This window comes from Neobacillus sp. FSL H8-0543, from assembly GCF_038592905.1.
Classification (GTDB): domain Bacteria; phylum Bacillota; class Bacilli; order Bacillales; family Cytobacillaceae; genus Neobacillus.
In genome coordinates this window covers 1,065,582-1,083,126 of record NZ_CP151943.1, presented here as the reverse complement: position 1 = coordinate 1,083,126, position 17,545 = coordinate 1,065,582, and the positions used below count along the sequence as shown (strand labels likewise).

General features: G+C 38.4%; 14 protein-coding genes. 13 read left to right on the top strand and 1 reads right to left on the bottom strand.

Features of this window, described 5'->3' with window-relative positions:
* Nucleotides 1–24 precede the first annotated feature (24 nt).
* From dnaE to NSS81_RS05635, 8 genes are all read left to right on the top strand, one after another.
* Complete coding sequence (dnaE, locus tag NSS81_RS05670; protein ID WP_342432565.1) at nt 25–3,390, top strand: DNA polymerase III subunit alpha; 3,366 nt, start codon at nt 25–27, stop codon at nt 3,388–3,390.
* A 122-nt stretch (nt 3,391–3,512) separates the two neighbouring features.
* Nucleotides 3,513–4,751, top strand: a complete 1,239-nt coding sequence (locus tag NSS81_RS05665; protein WP_342432564.1) for a malic enzyme-like NAD(P)-binding protein — start codon at nt 3,513–3,515, stop codon at nt 4,749–4,751.
* Between the two features lie 8 nt (nt 4,752–4,759).
* Nucleotides 4,760–5,383, top strand: coding sequence for a GntR family transcriptional regulator (locus NSS81_RS05660; protein ID WP_342432563.1), 624 nt, complete (start codon nt 4,760–4,762; stop codon nt 5,381–5,383).
* Nucleotides 5,384–5,586: 203 nt separating this feature from the next.
* Entirely contained in the window at nt 5,587–6,465 is an 879-nt protein-coding gene (gene accD / locus NSS81_RS05655) for an acetyl-CoA carboxylase, carboxyltransferase subunit beta (RefSeq protein ID WP_342432562.1), read from the top strand.
* A complete protein-coding gene (accA, locus tag NSS81_RS05650) occupies nt 6,459–7,436 on the top strand; it encodes an acetyl-CoA carboxylase carboxyl transferase subunit alpha (RefSeq protein ID WP_342432561.1) in 978 nt (325 codons plus the stop codon). The genes accD and accA overlap by 7 nt, the downstream gene beginning before the upstream one ends.
* A 286-nt stretch (nt 7,437–7,722) precedes the next feature.
* Nucleotides 7,723–8,682: a 6-phosphofructokinase gene (pfkA, locus tag NSS81_RS05645; RefSeq protein WP_342432560.1), complete on the top strand. Its 960-nt coding sequence runs from the start codon at nt 7,723–7,725 to the stop codon at nt 8,680–8,682.
* A gap of 33 nt (nt 8,683–8,715) precedes the next feature.
* Complete coding sequence (pyk, locus tag NSS81_RS05640) at nt 8,716–10,476, top strand: pyruvate kinase (RefSeq protein WP_342433944.1); 1,761 nt, start codon at nt 8,716–8,718, stop codon at nt 10,474–10,476.
* 100 nt (nt 10,477–10,576) lie between these two features.
* Nucleotides 10,577–10,963, top strand: a complete 387-nt coding sequence (locus NSS81_RS05635; protein WP_342432559.1) for an FxsA family protein — start codon at nt 10,577–10,579, stop codon at nt 10,961–10,963.
* 55 nt (nt 10,964–11,018) lie between these two features.
* On the opposite strand, the gene ytvI is transcribed toward NSS81_RS05635, so the two are convergent.
* Entirely contained in the window at nt 11,019–12,134 is a 1,116-nt protein-coding gene (ytvI, locus tag NSS81_RS05630) for a sporulation integral membrane protein YtvI (protein WP_342432558.1), read from the bottom strand.
* 197 nt (nt 12,135–12,331) lie between these two features.
* Here ytvI and NSS81_RS05625 point away from each other — a divergent pair, with 197 nt between their 5' ends.
* From NSS81_RS05625 to NSS81_RS05605, 5 genes are all read left to right on the top strand, one after another.
* Nucleotides 12,332–12,802 (top strand): DUF441 domain-containing protein, encoded by a 471-nt coding sequence (locus NSS81_RS05625; RefSeq protein WP_342433943.1) that lies wholly within the window; start codon nt 12,332–12,334, stop codon nt 12,800–12,802.
* Nucleotides 12,803–13,172: 370 nt separating this feature from the next.
* Nucleotides 13,173–14,291 (top strand): citrate synthase, encoded by a 1,119-nt coding sequence (gene citZ / locus NSS81_RS05620; RefSeq protein ID WP_342432557.1) that lies wholly within the window; start codon nt 13,173–13,175, stop codon nt 14,289–14,291.
* Nucleotides 14,292–14,416: 125 nt separating this feature from the next.
* Nucleotides 14,417–15,685 carry an NADP-dependent isocitrate dehydrogenase gene (gene icd / locus NSS81_RS05615; protein ID WP_342432556.1) on the top strand — a complete coding sequence of 423 codons (1,269 nt, stop codon included), beginning with the start codon at nt 14,417–14,419 and terminating at the stop codon, nt 15,683–15,685.
* A gap of 168 nt (nt 15,686–15,853) precedes the next feature.
* The gene (gene mdh / locus NSS81_RS05610; protein ID WP_342432555.1) at nt 15,854–16,792 is read left to right on the top strand and encodes a malate dehydrogenase; all 939 of its coding nucleotides are present in this window, start codon (nt 15,854–15,856) and stop codon (nt 16,790–16,792) included.
* 234 nt (nt 16,793–17,026) lie between these two features.
* Nucleotides 17,027–17,503, top strand: a complete 477-nt coding sequence (locus tag NSS81_RS05605) for a MaoC/PaaZ C-terminal domain-containing protein (RefSeq protein ID WP_342432554.1) — start codon at nt 17,027–17,029, stop codon at nt 17,501–17,503.
* Nucleotides 17,504–17,545 lie beyond the last annotated feature (42 nt).

Genomic DNA, 17,545 nt, shown 5'->3' with positions numbered 1-17,545 from the left:
GACTCGGTTGGAAGGGGTGACAAAATGTCTTTTATTCACTTGCATGTATATAGTGCATATAGTCTGTTAACAAGCACGGCTTCCGTTCCTGAATTGGTCGGCAATGCTCAAAAGAAAGGTTTTACCGCCCTTGCATTAACGGATAGGAATGTAATGCATGGAACAATTGAATTCTATAAGCTATGCAAGAAAAACAATATTAAACCAATCATTGGATTGACAGTCGATATTGAAAGTGATCGAACAAAGGGAGAGGCCTACCCGCTCGTTCTTCTTGCTGAAAACGACCAAGGTTTTAAAAACCTGTTGAAAATTTCTAGTGCAGTACAAACCAAGGCTGCTAATGGAATCCCCTTTAAATGGTTAAAGCATTATGCTGAAGGTCTCATTGCTATTACCCCTGGAATGGAAGGAGAAATAGAATATTGTCTTTCAGCTGAATTGTATACACAAGCTAGTGAGTTAGTACAAAAACTTCAATTCATCTTCGGTAAAGAAAACTTCTATCTCGCCATTCAAAATCATCAACTTGAACAAGAGGTTGTTCAAATAAAGCAAATACAAAAGCTTGCAAGAGAATTTGATGTACCATTGGCAGCGACAAATCGGGTTCATTACTTAGAAATGGATGATATGTTTGCGCATGAATGTTTATTAGCAATAAAAAATGGTGAAAAATTACAGGATGATCAGCGACAAAAGTTAGAAGGTAATCAATATTATTTAAAAACGGCTGAAGAAATAATTGAAACATTTGCTGACATACCTGAAGCATTGGAAAATACAGTTCTTATTGCTAATAGATGTAATGTAAATATCGAATTGAATAAAACCTACTTGCCTACTTTTCCGACAGACAATGGACAATCCGCTGAGGAATATTTAGAAAAGTTATGCAAAAAAGGATTAAGTGAGCGCCTGGATTCACCGCCACAAGAATACTTAGATCGGTTACATTTTGAATTAGCAGTAATTAATCGAATGAAATTTAGCAACTACTTTTTAATTGTTTGGGATTTTATGAGATACGCACGTGAAAAGGGTATATTGACAGGTCCTGGAAGAGGATCAGCGGCTGGGTCGTTAGTAGCCTATGTGTTGTATATAACAGATGTGGACCCAATTGAACATAATTTATTATTTGAGCGTTTTTTAAATCCAGAGCGTATTTCAATGCCGGATATTGATATTGATTTTCCAGACCATCGCCGCGAAGAAGTGATTGAATACGTGGCAAAGAAATATGGTGAATTACATGTCGCGCAAATTGTAACTTTTGGAACACTCGCAGCAAAAGCAGCATTAAGAGATGTGGGAAGAGTCTTTGGATTAAATACAAAAGAATTGGATCAGCTTTCAAGACTAATACCTGCTCAACCAGGGATTAGCTTAATGAACGCCTATAAAGAATCGAAACCGCTAAGAGCGTTTACAGAAGAAAATTCGTTAAACCTGAGACTGTATGAGACAGCTTTAAAGCTGGAAGGATTGCCTCGTCATACATCGACACATGCAGCGGGTGTCGTCTTAAGCGATAAACAACTGATTGAATTAGTACCCATTCAACAGGGACATAACAATATATATTTAACACAATATTCAATGGAGCATCTTGAAGAGATAGGCTTACTGAAAATGGACTTTCTTGGGTTGAGGAATTTATCGTTAATTGAATCGATAGTGGATGCAATCAATTGGAAAGCTGGTAGGAAGGTAGACATCCGGTCCATCCCCTTAAATGACCAAAAAACGTTCGAATTGCTGGCAAAGGGAGAAACCACGGGTGTTTTTCAGCTTGAGTCAGAAGGTATGAGAAAGGTATTAATGAGATTAATACCATCACGTTTTGAAGATATCGTTGCAGTTAATGCTCTATATCGCCCAGGTCCAATGGAGAATATCCCTCTTTTTATCGACAGAAAACATGGCAGACAGCCTGTGGAATATCCGCATCCAGACTTGAAGTCAATCCTGGAAAATACCTATGGAGTCATCGTGTATCAGGAACAAATCATGCAGATTGCTTCGAGAATGGCAGGTTTTTCTCTCGGTGAAGCTGACCTGCTGCGTAGGGCAGTTGGAAAAAAGCAAAAGGATATTCTTGATCGAGAGAGACATCATTTTGTCAAAGGTGCCCTGAACAAAGGCTATAATCAAAAACTCGCAAATGATATTTACGATTTAATCGTCCGCTTTGCGAATTATGGGTTTAACCGCAGTCATGCAGTTGCATACAGTATTATTTCATACCAGCTCGCTTATTTAAAAGCAAATTACCCGCTGTATTTTATGGCAGGATTGCTCACCTCGGCAATCGGAAATGAATCCAAAATTTCCCAATATATTATGGAATCAAAACAGAAGGATATTACTATCTTACCGCCCTCCATCAACTATAGCGGTTACAGCTTTCACGCAGAACAAGGTGGCATTCGCTATAGTTTAGCCGCCATTAAAAGTGTTGGTGCAGTGGCATTAAGAGAGGTTTTTCAGGCTAGGAAAACGAAAAAATTTGATGATCTCTTTGATTTTTGTATAAGAATTTCGTCAAAAGCAATCAACCGTAAAACCCTCGAGGTGCTAGTTCATTCAGGAAGCTTTGACGAATTCGGTGAGGATCGTGCTATATTACTAGCTAGCTTAGATGTGGCATTAGAACATGCTGGTTTGTTTAAACCAGATGATACAAATCAATTTGGACTTTTTTCTGAGGAAGAAATGCAGCTCAAACCAAAATATGTTCATGTTGATCCAATCAGGCAGGAGGATAAGTTAGCCTTTGAAAAAGACGCCCTTGGCTTTTATCTTTCAGATCATCCTGTATCAATATATGAAAAAAGGCTAACAAAAGCTGGTGCACATCTATTATTTGAGTTAGTAAAAGATCAAAAACGCGCTGTTTCAGGTGTTTACATCACAACCATAAAAACCATACGCACAAAAAAAGGGGACTCGATGGCCTTTTTAAATGTCAGTGATTCAAGCGGTGAGATGGAGGCAGTGGTATTTCCACAGGTATTTAAACGGTTTTCGCATCTTTTACGACAAGGGGATTTTGCAGTAATTGAAGGGAAAACGGAAGAACGTGAAGAAAAACTTCAGTTTATCATTCAATATGTTTCTGACATAGAGATATGGATAGCTGAGAAGACAATAGAACAATCAGTTCTCTATTTAAAAATAGTAGAGGATAGGCAGGATGAAACATCTTTAAAGCAATTAAAGGATTTGTTTAAGGGTAAAAAAGGAAAGACGGGTGTTGTTCTCCACTATGAAAAAAGTCGAAAAACAATCAGATTAGGGAACGAATTCAACATCCATCCCAGCCAACAATTACTGGATTTACTGCAAGATTTTCTTGGTCCGAATAATGTGGTATTGAAGGAATAATTCTTTACAACTTTCGAAGATATGATATTATGATAATTAGACAAATGTGGTCTGACCACTAGATAAACTATAAATACTAATCGATTGTTTTCTTATTGTAAAAACTTAAGGGGTGAAAGAACTTGACTTTACGGGAAGAAGCATTACATATGCATCGTATTAATAAAGGGAAGCTGGAGTCTAAGTCAAAGGTACCGGTCCGAAATGCAAAAGATTTAAGTTTAGCCTATTCACCGGGAGTAGCTGAACCGTGTAAGGAAATTTATGAAAAACCGGAAACTGTTTATGACTACACGATGAAAGGCAATATGGTAGCTGTCGTAACGGATGGAACTGCCGTATTGGGACTTGGTAATATTGGTCCTGAAGCAGCATTGCCGGTTATGGAAGGTAAGGCAGTCTTATTTAAGAGCTTTGCAGGTGTGGATGCATTTCCAATTTGTCTTAACACAACTGATGTTGAAAAAATTATTGAAACCGTAAAGTTACTTGAACCTACTTTTGGCGGAGTGAATCTAGAGGATATTGCTGCACCAAATTGTTTCGTTATTGAAGAAAGATTAAAAAAGGAAGCAAATATTCCTGTTTTTCATGATGATCAGCATGGAACAGCCATTGTTACTGCAGCTGGCCTTGTAAATGCCTTAAAGCTAATCGGAAAAAAAATGTCCGAAATAAGGGTTGTTGCTAATGGTGCTGGAGCCGCAGGGATTGCCATTATTAAGCTTTTACATGCCTTTGGTGTCAGGGACATCATTATGTGTGATACAAAAGGGGCAATTTATGAAGGACGCCCGCAGGGGATGAATGTAGTCAAGGCAGAAGTAGCGAAGTTTACAAATCGTGACAACTTGACAGGCAGCCTTGAGGATGTTATAAAAGGTGCGGATGTCTTTATTGGCGTTTCAGTTGCTGGCGCGCTAACGAAAGAAATGGTTTCAACCATGAATTCAGATGCTATCATTTTTGCGATGGCTAATCCGAATCCTGAAATTATGCCTGATATAGCAAAAGAAGCTGGAGCAAGAGTTGTGGGCACAGGAAGATCTGATTTTCCAAACCAAGTAAATAATGTCCTTGCATTCCCGGGGATATTCCGAGGTGCACTTGATGTTCGCGCCACACATATTAATGAAAAAATGAAAGTGGCTGCTGTTAATGCAATTGCCAATTTAATAAATGAAAATGAGCTAAATGAAGATTATGTCATACCTGCACCATTTGACCCAAGAGTTGCTCCGGAAGTGGCTGCTGCGGTAGCAAAGGCTGCAATGGAAACAGGTGTTGCACGCCTAAAGGTTGATCCTGAAGATGTGAAAGAAAAGACGATGAGGCTCGCCATTATAGGTAAAAGTGAGTGATTATGTAGTTGGCGAATACAAAAGTATATTTAGAGATAGTTAAAAAACTAAGAGAAATGATCACCGCAGATGGATTAATATCTGGAGATAAAATCCCTTCAGAACGTGAATTATCTGAGCGCCTAAATGTCGGGCGCTCTTCTGTTCGCGAAGCGCTAAGGGCACTGGAATTACTGGGGTTAATTGAAACAAGGCGAGGGGAAGGAACATTTATTAGAGACTTCCGCGGAAATCAGCTTGTCCAACTTCTCGGGACATTTATTCTTCAGGATGAAAAGGCCAAACTAGATGTAATTGAAACGAAAAATCTTATCGAGATGGACTGCCTCCGATTAGCATTATATCGAATCAATGATATACAGTTAGAAAGCTTAAAAGAATGGGTGCAATCAAATACTTTAGATGATGATGAATTTTTTAGTCGAATTATCGAGATAGCAGATAATCATCTGATCTCAAGAATTTGGCTAATCCTAAAGGATTATTATTACTCTCTTCATATAAAGAAAGCTGATTTAATTAGGAATGATTTCCTTTTATTACTTGATGCGTTAGCTGAAAAGGATGAGGTAAAGACCCTTTTGACCTACCGAAAGCTAAGAAATTTGTCTGTTTCAAGCGACAAATACTAACAAATTTTGTATGCATATTCCTATATAGTGGAAGACAAGCCGTTAGAGCCCAATTCAATGTGGGCAATTTTTATTTTTTGGTGGTCTGGCCACCTGGAAAAGGATATAGGTTTGAAGAGATAGTGATTTAGGAAAGACTTTAGAAATTAAAAGAAAAAATATCCATTTGGTAGATTTTTTCTAATGAGGGAGGTTTAAACCACTTGCTTAAAGAACTTTTTACAAAAAACAATCACCATAAAAAGAGAAAATACGCGACGATACCTACAGAGGCTGCGAAAAATGATGTACCCGAAGGAATAATGACTAAGTGTCCGTCATGTAAGACTATTATGTATACAAAAGAGCTTAAAAAGAATCTAAAAGTCTGTTTACATTGCGGTTATCACCTTTCAATGAATTCGAAGGAAAGACTTTCAGCTTTCCTTGATGAAGGAAGCTTTGAAGAATTTGATGAGTATATGGTTTCAGAAAACCCATTAAACTTCCCGGATTATCTAGAAAAGATAGAGAAAGATCGTCTGAAAAGTAAAATTAATGAGGCAGTTGTCACTGGCAGCGGCAGCGTTAATGGAAACAAGGTTATTGTTGCGATTATGGATTCTACATTTCGAATGGGAAGCATGGGGTCTGTTGTCGGAGAAAAAATTACACGTGCAATTGAAATTGCAGACGAAAGGTCCGTCCCGTTTATTATTTTTACTGCATCAGGTGGAGCAAGGATGCAAGAAGGTGCACTAAGTTTAATGCAAATGGCAAAGACTAGCGTAGCATTAAAGAGATTCAGTAATAATAAAGGGTTAATCATATCAATTATGACCCACCCAACCACAGGCGGTGTATCTGCAAGCTTTGCATCTTTAGGAGACTACAACTTTGCTGAACCAGGAGCCTTAATCGGTTTTGCCGGACGCAGAGTTATTGAACAATCTATCCGGGAAAAGCTTCCTGAAGACTTCCAAACAGCAGAGTTTCTTTTAAAACATGGTCAGCTTGATGCAATTATTTCCAGACTGGACTTAGTAGATAAAATCACTGTCATCCTTGAAATTCATCAACCAGGAGGTGAGCTTAATTGGTAGGGGAATTAGAATTTGAGCGCCCAATTGTACAATTAAGAAATAAAATCGTCGAATTAAAAGAGTTTACAAAATCAGCAGATGTTGATTTGTCAGCTGAAATTGAAAAATTAGAGGTTCGACTTGAAAAATTAGAAAAAGACATTTATGAACATATAAAACCATGGGATCGAGTACAAATTGCCCGCCATCCAAATCGGCCAACAACACTAGATTATATTGCTAACGTTTTTGATGATTTCTTTGAATGTCATGGTGATAGGGCATTTGGTGACGACGAAGCAATAGTTGGTGGTGTGGCGAAATTTAGAGGGTTACCGATAACGATAATCGGACATCAGCGCGGAAAAGACACGAAGGAAAACATTCGTAGGAATTTCGGTATGCCCCATCCTGAAGGCAATAGAAAAGCACTGCGCTTAATGAAGCAAGCAGATAAATTTAATCGACCGATAATCTGCTTCATTGATACGAAGGGTGCTTATCCAGGAAAAGCGGCTGAGGAACGAGGGCAAAGTGAAGCTATTGCCCGTAATTTGTTCGAAATGGCCGGACTTAAGGTACCTGTTATTTGTATTGTTATTGGTGAGGGCGGAAGTGGCGGTGCCTTAGCATTAGGCGTTGGCAACCGGATTTATATGCTGGAAAATTCTACTTACTCCGTAATTTCACCTGAAGGTGCAGCGGCCATTTTGTGGAAAGACTCAGCGTATGCCAAGCAAGCAGCCGAATCGATGAAAATCACTGCTCCAGATCTAAAGGAACTTGGTATTATAGATGATATCATTCCTGAAATTAAGGGTGGGGCACATAAGGATGTAAAAAAACAAGCAGAAGAAATTGATTCAATTCTAAAAAAGGCGTTGAAAGAGCTTCTGATGCTTTCTGAGGAAGAATTAATTGAGGATCGCTATAATAGATTTAGAACGATTGGCGAATACTCTTTTATTAAAGATTATATAGGGGTTCAATAATAACGTGCTCTTTTGAGTACGTTTTTTTACATTCACAAAGATTTCACAAAAAAGTGAATGGGGACGCTTTCAAACCACCTTTAAGCGCTTACAGTTAACGAATAATTCCGCCTATTTGATTTACTAATGTGATTAAGTTGTTATAGCATTTTCTTCATGGTATTTTATTAATATTCCAACCTTTTATGCTAATAATAAAATGAAGTGATAACATGAAAACGGAACTAATCATTTTTAGTTTAATATACATAATTATTTTTCATAAAAATAATGAGGTGAGAGGTTAATGAAAAGAATAGGTGTGCTAACAAGTGGAGGAGACTCCCCTGGAATGAACCCTGCCATTCGGTCAGTTGTTCGAAAAGCAATTTATCATAATTTAGAGGTTTATGGTGTTTTTGGCGGTTACGCCGGGTTAATCTCGGGAAATATAAAAAAACTTGAACTTGGTTCTGTGGGTGATATTATTCACCGTGGAGGAACAATGTTACAATCTGCCCGTTGTCCTGAATTTAAAACACCTGAGGGACAGCAAAAGGGAATAGACCAATTAAAGGCTCATGGTATTGAAGGACTGGTTGTCATTGGCGGAGATGGATCTTATCGCGGGGCGAAAGCTTTAACTGAACAGGGCTTTCCATGCGTAGGAGTACCAGGAACGATTGATAATGACATCCCTGGAACAGAGATAACGATTGGCTTTGACACTGCTTTAAACACAGTTATTGACGCATTAGATAAAATTCGTGATACGGCAACCTCACATGAAAGAACATTTGTTATAGAGGTAATGGGCCGAAATGCGGGCGACATTGCCTTATGGTCTGGACTAGCGGGCGGTGCGGAAACTATTCTAATTCCAGAAGTGGATTATAATATGGAAGATATCGCGGATAGGCTGCAAAAAGGACATGAACGCGGGAAAAAGCATAGTATAATCGTTGTGGCAGAAGGAGTCTGTAGTGGCGTAGATTTTGCTAAACAATTAAGTGAAGCAACCAATTTCGATACACGTGTTTCCGTATTAGGACATATGCAGCGAGGCGGTTCTCCAACTGCTGCTGATAGAGTACTTGCAAGCCGATTAGGAGCAAGAGCAGTTGAATTGCTAATCGATGGTAAAGGCGGCCGTGCGGTAGGATTGGAAAAGAATAGTCTTGTTGACTATGATATCATTGAAGCATTAGACAGAAAGCATAAACTTGATCTTGATCTATACACGTTATCCCAAGAATTATCGATATAGGATTAGGTAAATAATTAGGAGGTTATACAGATGTTGCGTAAAACAAAAATCGTTTGTACGATTGGCCCTGCAAGTGAAAGCGTAGAAAAATTAACCCAGTTAATTGAAGCAGGTATGAATGTAGCTAGATTAAATTTTTCCCATGGGGATTTTCAAGAGCATGGTCAAAGAATCCAAAATATTCGTGAAGCAGCAAAGAATACCGGTAAAACGGTTGCTATCTTACTTGATACAAAAGGCCCTGAAATTCGTACTAATAATATGCAAAATGGAGTTTTGGAACTAACCGCTGGACAAAATATTATTGTTTCTATGACCGAAGTAGAAGGTACAACCGAGAAATTTTCGATTACATATCCAGGGCTTATTGATGATGTACAGGTTGGATCAAGAATCCTTTTGGATGATGGGCTTATTGGTCTGGAAGTTCTTAACATTGACAAGGCAGCTAATGAAATTCAAACGAAAATATTAAACAGTGGTACCTTAAAAAATAAAAAAGGTGTCAATGTTCCCGGAGTTTCTGTGAATCTTCCAGGGATTACTGAAAAAGATACTCAAGATATTATTTTTGGAATTGAACAAGAAGTAGATTTTATCGCAGCATCATTCGTACGCCGGGCTAGCGATGTGTTAGAAATTCGCCAATTACTAGAAGAGAAAAGGGCAACACATATCCATATCATCCCTAAGATTGAAAATCAGGAAGGTGTCGATAATATCGATGAAATTCTTGAAGTTTCTGATGGTTTAATGGTAGCCCGTGGAGACCTTGGTGTTGAAATTCCTGCTGAGGAAGTGCCGCTAGTTCAAAAGATGTTAATAAAGAAATGTAACTTTTTTGGTAAACCTGTAATCACGGCCACTCAAATGCTAGATTCTATGCAGAGAAATCCAAGACCTACACGTGCAGAAGCAAGTGATGTTGCAAATGCCATTTTTGACGGTACAGATGCCATCATGCTTTCAGGTGAAACGGCTGCAGGAATTTATCCAGTCGAGGCTGTTCAAACGATGCACAATATTGCTTCTAGAGCCGAGTCTGCTTTAGATCATAAAAGAATCCTATCAAGCCGCAGTAAAGATACAGAACATAATCTTACTGACGCCATTGGACAATCTGTTGCCCATACTGCCTTGAATTTAGATGTGCATTCAATTATTACCCCAACGGAGAGCGGACATACAGCAAGGATGATCTCTAAATATCGTCCAAAGGCATCTATTGTTGCTGTTACGGCTAATGATCAAATTTGCCGACGCCTATCGTTAGTATGGGGTGTATATCCACTGCATGGAAGGGTGGCAACAACAACTGACGAAATGCTCGATTTAGCAGTTGAAGAAAGTGTAAATAGCGGTATTGTTAAGCATGGTGATTTAGTTGTCATAACTGCGGGGGTTCCAGTCGGTGAAGCCGGCACAACAAACTTAATGAAAATACATGTTGTTGGTGATATTATCACAAAAGCTCAAGGAATTGGCCGTAAGTCTGCATTTGGCAAAGTTGTAATTGCCCATGATGCGAAGGAAGCATTGGAAAAGGTTAAGCCTGGCTCAATTTTAGTAACGCTGGGATCTGATCGTGATATGGTTCCTGCCATTGAAAAGTGTGCAGCACTTATTACCCAAGAAGGCGGATTAACTAGCCATGCAGCGGTTGTTGGCTTGAATCTTAGTATTCCAGTAATTGTTGGTGTTGAAAACGCCTTGGAGTTATTTAAAGATGGTCAGGAAATAACAGTTGATGCCTCTCGGGGAGTTATTTATAACGGACACGCAAGCGTTTTGTAAAAAAGAAGGGATTCTCCCTTCTTTTTTCTTTACAAAAAAACATGAATGACATCCTTCTCGGTATATAATGAAATTATGCTTTGTTAGAGAGGAGAAAGAGATGCGCTATTTGGCTTTATTGATCATTATCATTCCTGCCATAGATATTGGATTCCTGCTGTTTTCTGGTAAAACAATAGGTGTCCTGCCCACGATTGCTATTATTATTATTACAGGAGTAGTTGGAGCTTATTTAGCGAAAAAAGAAGGTCTGCAAACTATCCGCAAGGCTCAGGAACAGATGGCCACTGGGCAGGTACCGGGAGAATCTATTTTGGATGGCATATGTGTCATTATTGGCGGAACCCTTTTGTTAACACCTGGATTTATTACCGATTTGTTTGGTTTTCTCTTGCTTTTCCCGCCATCCAGGACTCCTTTTAAACTTTTAATAAAGAACTTTCTATTTAGAAGAATTCAAAAAGGAAATATAAAAATAATTAAATAAAAACGTCAACTTCCAATTGGAGGTTGACGTTTTTTGGGGGAATCTAAAAATTCAGCTAGGCTTCAGGCCCTTTAATAAATGCCCATAAGTCATGGAATACATTGGCGCGATAAAGCGTGCTAATAATAACTAGGGTAACAGGGCCAACAATTAACCCTATAAAACCAATTAACTTAAAACCAACAAACAAAGCAATTAATGTTGCTAGTGGATCAATTCCGATATTGGATGAAAGTATTTTTGGCTCCATAACTTGTCTTTGAACCAACACTAAAATATATAGGATACCTAACCCAATCGCTAAGGCCATATCACCAGCAATTACTTGATATATAATCCATGGTACAAAAATTAATCCTGTCCCTAAGTAGGGAATGATATCAACAATACCTGTTATTAGTGCAATGGTGATCGCATAATCAACACGGAGAATAAGTAAACCAATAAGAATAATAACAGTTGTTATTGAAATGAGCGTTAATTGCGCCTTAAGAAAACCAAACAAAGCCTTCTTCAAATCTACAAATACCGTTTTGCCGCTTGTTTTCGCTTTCTCTGGTACTAACCTACTGCCGATTGCAGAAAACCGATCCCAATCCTTACTAATAAAAAACGTTGCCAAAAGGGAAAAGATTAATACAGTTGCAGCATTCGGAAACCATGAAAGAATAACTGGGATATTCCCAAAAAGGTTTTGAATGAATGAACCAACAGTCGAACCAATGGTTGTACCTACATTTTGAATATTATCGATGATTGTATCTTTTTGTCCGACATCCAGCCGATTAAACATACCCGCTAATTGATTATAAAGAGGAATAATTTGTGCAGTAATATACTCCTCAATATATTTGATTAATGTATCAAGATGCTGGGGTACCACTTGAGCTAAGTAGTTCGCTCCTGAGACAATTTCCGCGATTAAGAGTGTCACTAAACCTGCAGCAAATGCGAAAATAATGATTAGTGCCAGAAAAACAGCCAAGCCTCGGGGCATTCTACCCTTTTTTTGAAAAATATTCACTAGTGGGTTGATTAATAATGCAATAACTAATGCAATAAGAAATGGATATGTCACCTTTGACAAATAATAAAAGGATAAAGCAGTTAATACGACAATAGCAACGACTAAAAGGAACCTTAAAGTCCGGTGTAAGTACTTATGATTCAAAGCAGGACTCCTTCCGACATAATTTATAGCTAAATTTATTTTAACACTTTTTGTGAAAATACGCATGATTTACCAGCATTATAAAGGTTTCTTTAGCTGATTTCCATTGTCAGTAAAGTATTTACTTTTCTCCAGCAATGTTCTATTTTTATGATTCCAAGGAGAAGTTATGGTACGATAATTTAAGAAAAGGATTGATGAAGTTGATATTCAGTGAGTCACTATTATTCCTCCTACTCCTATTGGTCATTGGTATTATCGCCAAAAACAATTCCTTGCTAATAGCCATTGGCGTGTTACTTGTTTTAAAAATAAGTGGATTTGATACTAAATCCTTTGCCTTCCTGCAAAGTAAAGGTATTAACTGGGGAGTCATCATTATTACAATTGCGGTTTTAGCACCTATTGCCAGTGGAGAAATTGGTTTCAAGGATTTAACAAGTGCGATGAAATCACCAATTGCATGGGTGGCTTTGATCTCGGGGATGCTCGTGGCTTTACTAGCAAAAAACGGTGTTTCCTTATTAGCAAATGACCCGCAAATAACAACGGCGCTAGTTTTGGGGACGATTTTATCTGTTGCCCTATTCAAGGGAGTTGCCGTCGGGCCGCTCATTGGTGCGGGTATTGCCTATACAGCAATGAAAATAATTGATTTCTTTGGTTAGATTTTTTGTAAAATAATATTTTTTTGGACTTTTCGACGTCTTTTCATTCACAAAAATCTGATAATTGTTTATAATAGGACTTGAAAGCGCATCCTTTTTTACATAAATCACATGAATATGCTAGATTACATGTAGGATACATTTTTCTATTGTGTAAAAACTGCAGCGTTGCTTATTGGTTCTAACCCGAGCAAGCGCTCAATCACACAATAGTAACGGAGAAAGCGCTAGATAGTAATAGGAAACATCTTAACATTGTATTGGGTGATACTATTTTTAACCTAGCTTAAACCAGCAGTAAGGTTTTTGCTAATAAAATACTTTGTATACAAATGGGTAATGGGGAATATTTGATGAAGGAGAGATTTCTATGACAGTAACACGTGGTCTTGAAGGGGTAGTGGCAACGACATCTTCCATCAGTTCAATTATTGATGATACGCTAACATATGTTGGCTATAATATCGATGATTTAGCTGATAATGCCAGCTTTGAGGAAGTAATTTACTTATTATGGCACCGTAAATTGCCTACAGAACCTCAACTGGCTGAATTAAAAAAGCAGCTCTCGGAAAATGCGGCATTACCGCAGGAAGTAATCGAACACTTCAAAATGTATGATATTAATAAGGTACATCCGATGGCAGCTTTAAGGTCAGCTGTTTCACTATTGGGATTGTATGATGATGAAGCAGATTTAATGGATGAAGAATCAAATTACAAGAAGGCGGTTCGTCTTCAAGCCAAAATGCCTGCCATTGTTACAACCTTTGCACGTATTAGAAAAGGTTTAGAGCCTGTCGCTCCAAGAAAAGATTTAAACTTTGCGGCGAATTTCCTTTATATGTTAACAGGTAATGAGCCAGATCAGATTGCGGTTGAGGCTTTAGACAAGGCCCTTGTTTTACATGCTGACCATGAATTGAATGCATCAACATTTACTGCACGTGTGTGTGTAGCTACATTATCGGATGTTTATTCTGGTGTGACTGCGGCAATTGGAGCGTTGAAAGGACCACTTCACGGTGGTGCAAATGAAGCGGTAATGAAGATGCTTAAAGAAATTGGAACAGTTGAAAATGTTGAACCTTACATTCTAACAAAGCTTGAGAAAAAGGAAAAAATCATGGGATTTGGCCATCGCGTATATCGTTTAGGTGATCCGCGTGCTAAACATTTAAGGGCGATGTCTAAGAAATTAACGGACTTAACTGGCGAACCGCACTGGTTTGACATGTCAGTTGCTATTGAAAGCATTGTAACTGGACAGAAGAAATTGCCGCCTAACGTTGATTTTTATTCAGCGTCAATGTACCATAGCTTAGGAATCGACCATGACTTATTTACACCTATCTTTGCGGTAAGTAGAGTCTCAGGGTGGCTTGCTCATATTCTCGAACAATATGAAAATAATCGTTTGATTCGTCCGCGTGCGGAGTATACTGGTCCTGGTATGCAGACATATGTTCCAATTAACCAAAGGGGTTAAGTTTTACTTTTACTTAGAAAATTGTTCTAATTAAAGGGTATGAAGAGCTTTCTTATTCTTGCTGGATAAATGGCGCGAACCCATTCATTCAGCTTTGATACATAATTGAAGGGGGAAAAACAACAATGCTAGGTGAAAAAATTACGGTTAAAGATGGAGTATTAAATGTACCAAACAATCCAGTAATCCCATTTATTGAAGGAGACGGTATTGGTCCTGATATTTGGGCAGCTTCTGAAAGAGTGTTAAATGCTGCGGTAGAAAAAGCCTACAAAGGTGAACGTAAATTAGTATGGAAAGAAGTTTTGGCTGGAGAGAAGGCCTTTAACCAAACAGGAGAATGGTTGCCAAAAGAAACTCTAGATGTAATTAATGAGTATTTAATTGCCATTAAAGGTCCATTAACTACACCAGTTGGCGGCGGAATTCGTTCATTAAACGTTGCACTTCGTCAAGAGCTGGATTTGTTCGTTTGCTTACGTCCGGTAAGATGGTTCGAAGGTGTGCCATCACCAGTTAAGCGTCCTCAGGATACAGATATGGTTATCTTCCGTGAAAATACAGAGGATATTTATGCTGGAATCGAGTATGAAAAAGGTACGGAGGCAGTTAAAAAAGTAATCGACTTCCTGCAAAACGAAATGGGAGTTAATAAAATTCGATTCCCTGAAACTTCAGGTATCGGAATTAAACCAGTTTCTGAACAAGGAACAACTCGTCTAGTCCGCGCTGCGATTAATTATGCAATTAAAGAAGGCCGTAAATCCGTTACACTTGTGCACAAAGGTAATATCATGAAGTTTACTGAGGGTGCATTTAAAAACTGGGGTTATGAGTTAGCTGAAAAGGAATTTGGAGATAAAGTCTTTACATGGGCTCAATATGACCGCATTAAGGATGAACAGGGTGCTGATGCTGCGAACAAGGCGCAAGCCGATGCAGAAGCTACAGGCAAGATTATCGTTAAGGATGCGATTGCAGATATCTTCTTACAGCAAATTCTGACACGTCCGCGTGAGTTTGATGTTGTGGCAACAATGAACTTGAACGGTGACTTCATTTCAGATGCACTTGCAGCACAAGTAGGCGGTATCGGTATCGCGCCTGGTGCGAACATTAATTATGAAACTGGACATGCAATCTTTGAAGCAACACACGGAACTGCTCCTAAATATGCAGGTCTAGATAAAGTAAATCCTTCATCAGTTATTTTGTCAGGCGTTTTATTGCTTGAGCACTTAGGCTGGAATGAAGCAGCTACGATGGTTGTTAAATCAGTAGAAAATACCATTGCGTCTAAGGTTGTTACGTATGACTTTGCCCGTTTAATGGAAGGTGCTACTGAAGTGAAAACTTCAGAGTTTGCAGATGAACTAATCAAAAATATGGAATAAAAAAGAAAAGCGAAAGCGCCTTGTCCAGGGAAAAAGAGGTTCATTTTTTCCTAGGGGCTTGATTGAGCTAGACAGCCAGAAAAGTGGAAGCGAAAATTTTTACAAAAGTAAGGGCTGTTTTCGAACAGCCCTTTAAATGAATGAATACTTTCAAGGGGGAGAGTTACAATGTCATTAAAACGTAAAAAGATTTCAGTTATTGGCGGCGGTTTTACAGGGGCTACAACAGCATTTTTACTTGCACAAAAGGAACTTGGTGATGTCGTTTTAGTTGATATCCCGCAAGCAGAAAATCCTACAAAAGGGAAAGCTCTAGACATGCTTGAGGCGAGTCCTGTCCAAGGATTTGATGCAAATATTACAGGCACAGCTAACTACGAAGATACTCGTGATTCGGATATCGTAGTTATTACAGCAGGTATTGCACGTAAACCAGGTATGAGCCGTGATGATTTAGTGCAAACCAACCAGAAAGTAATGAAGAGTGTCACAGAACAGATTGTTAAATATTCACCAAACTCTATAATCCTTGTTTTAACAAACCCAGTCGATGCAATGACGTATACAGTGTACAAAGCTTCAGGTTTTCCGAAAAACCGTGTAATTGGACAATCGGGTGTCCTTGATACAGCTCGTTTCCGTACCTTTGTAGCTCAAGAATTAAACCTTTCTGTGAAAGACATCACTGGCTTTGTATTAGGTGGACACGGTGATGACATGGTTCCGCTTGTTCGTTATTCATATGCTGGTGGTATTCCGCTTGAAACGTTAATAGCAAAAGATCGTTTAGATGCGATTGTTGAACGTACTAGAAAAGGCGGCGGTGAAATCGTTAACCTTTTAGGTAACGGCAGTGCCTATTATGCACCTGCAGCATCATTAGTTGAGATGTGTGAAGCAATCCTAAAAGACCAACGTCGTGTTTTACCTTCAATCGCCTATCTTGAAGGTGAATTTGGTTATGACGGAATTTATCTTGGAGTACCAACAATCCTTGGTGCCAACGGAATTGAAAAAATTATTGAACTTGAACTAACTGCAGAAGAAAAAGCAGCCTTAGACAAATCAGTTGACTCTGTTCGTAATGTAATGCAGGTACTAGTGTAAAATAATATTGAAAATTCGGGGGGATAACTTCCCGAATTTTTTTTGAAAAAAATAACAGAATTATTAAATTATTGGTTGTGTAAAAGGATATTGTTGATGTTATAACAATGTTGATTGGAGCGCAAATCAACAACCGAGTTTAACACACAGCCAAACTATTAAAGTGTTTATCAAGCACTGAAATGTGCCATAATAGATTAAGTTATGAAATCGTTTACAAAGGGTGGGTGTATAATGCTTCTAGGAAAAAAAAGAAAGCTAGGCAGAGAAATTAGAGAAATAACAGTTGGAGAAAAATTATCCTTAACAGAAAAAATTGAAGATAAGGACATCCTTCTCTTTTTAGGTTTAACAGACGATGCAAATCCCTTATTTATTCAGCATGATTATGCATCACAAACACCATATAAAAAACCAATTGTTCCTAGCATCATGCTCACCGGAATGATAACCTCAGCAGTCTCGAAATATTTACCTGGACCGGGGAGTCATATTTTAAGACAAGAGCTTGAATTTCCAAATCCCGTTTACCATTATGGAAAGGTTCAGTTATTATTGACAGTAATTGAGGTAAATGATGATGACCATACAATAATGATTAGTGTTCTAGCAACCAATGAAAAAGGCGACACGGTTATTCAAGGAAAGTTAAAGGTATGCCCTCCCTATAGATTGGAAGCAATGGAAGGGAATGCACTAGATAATTTTTAACTGTTATTATGACGAGGAATGTGCTTTTGCATTCCTTTTTTT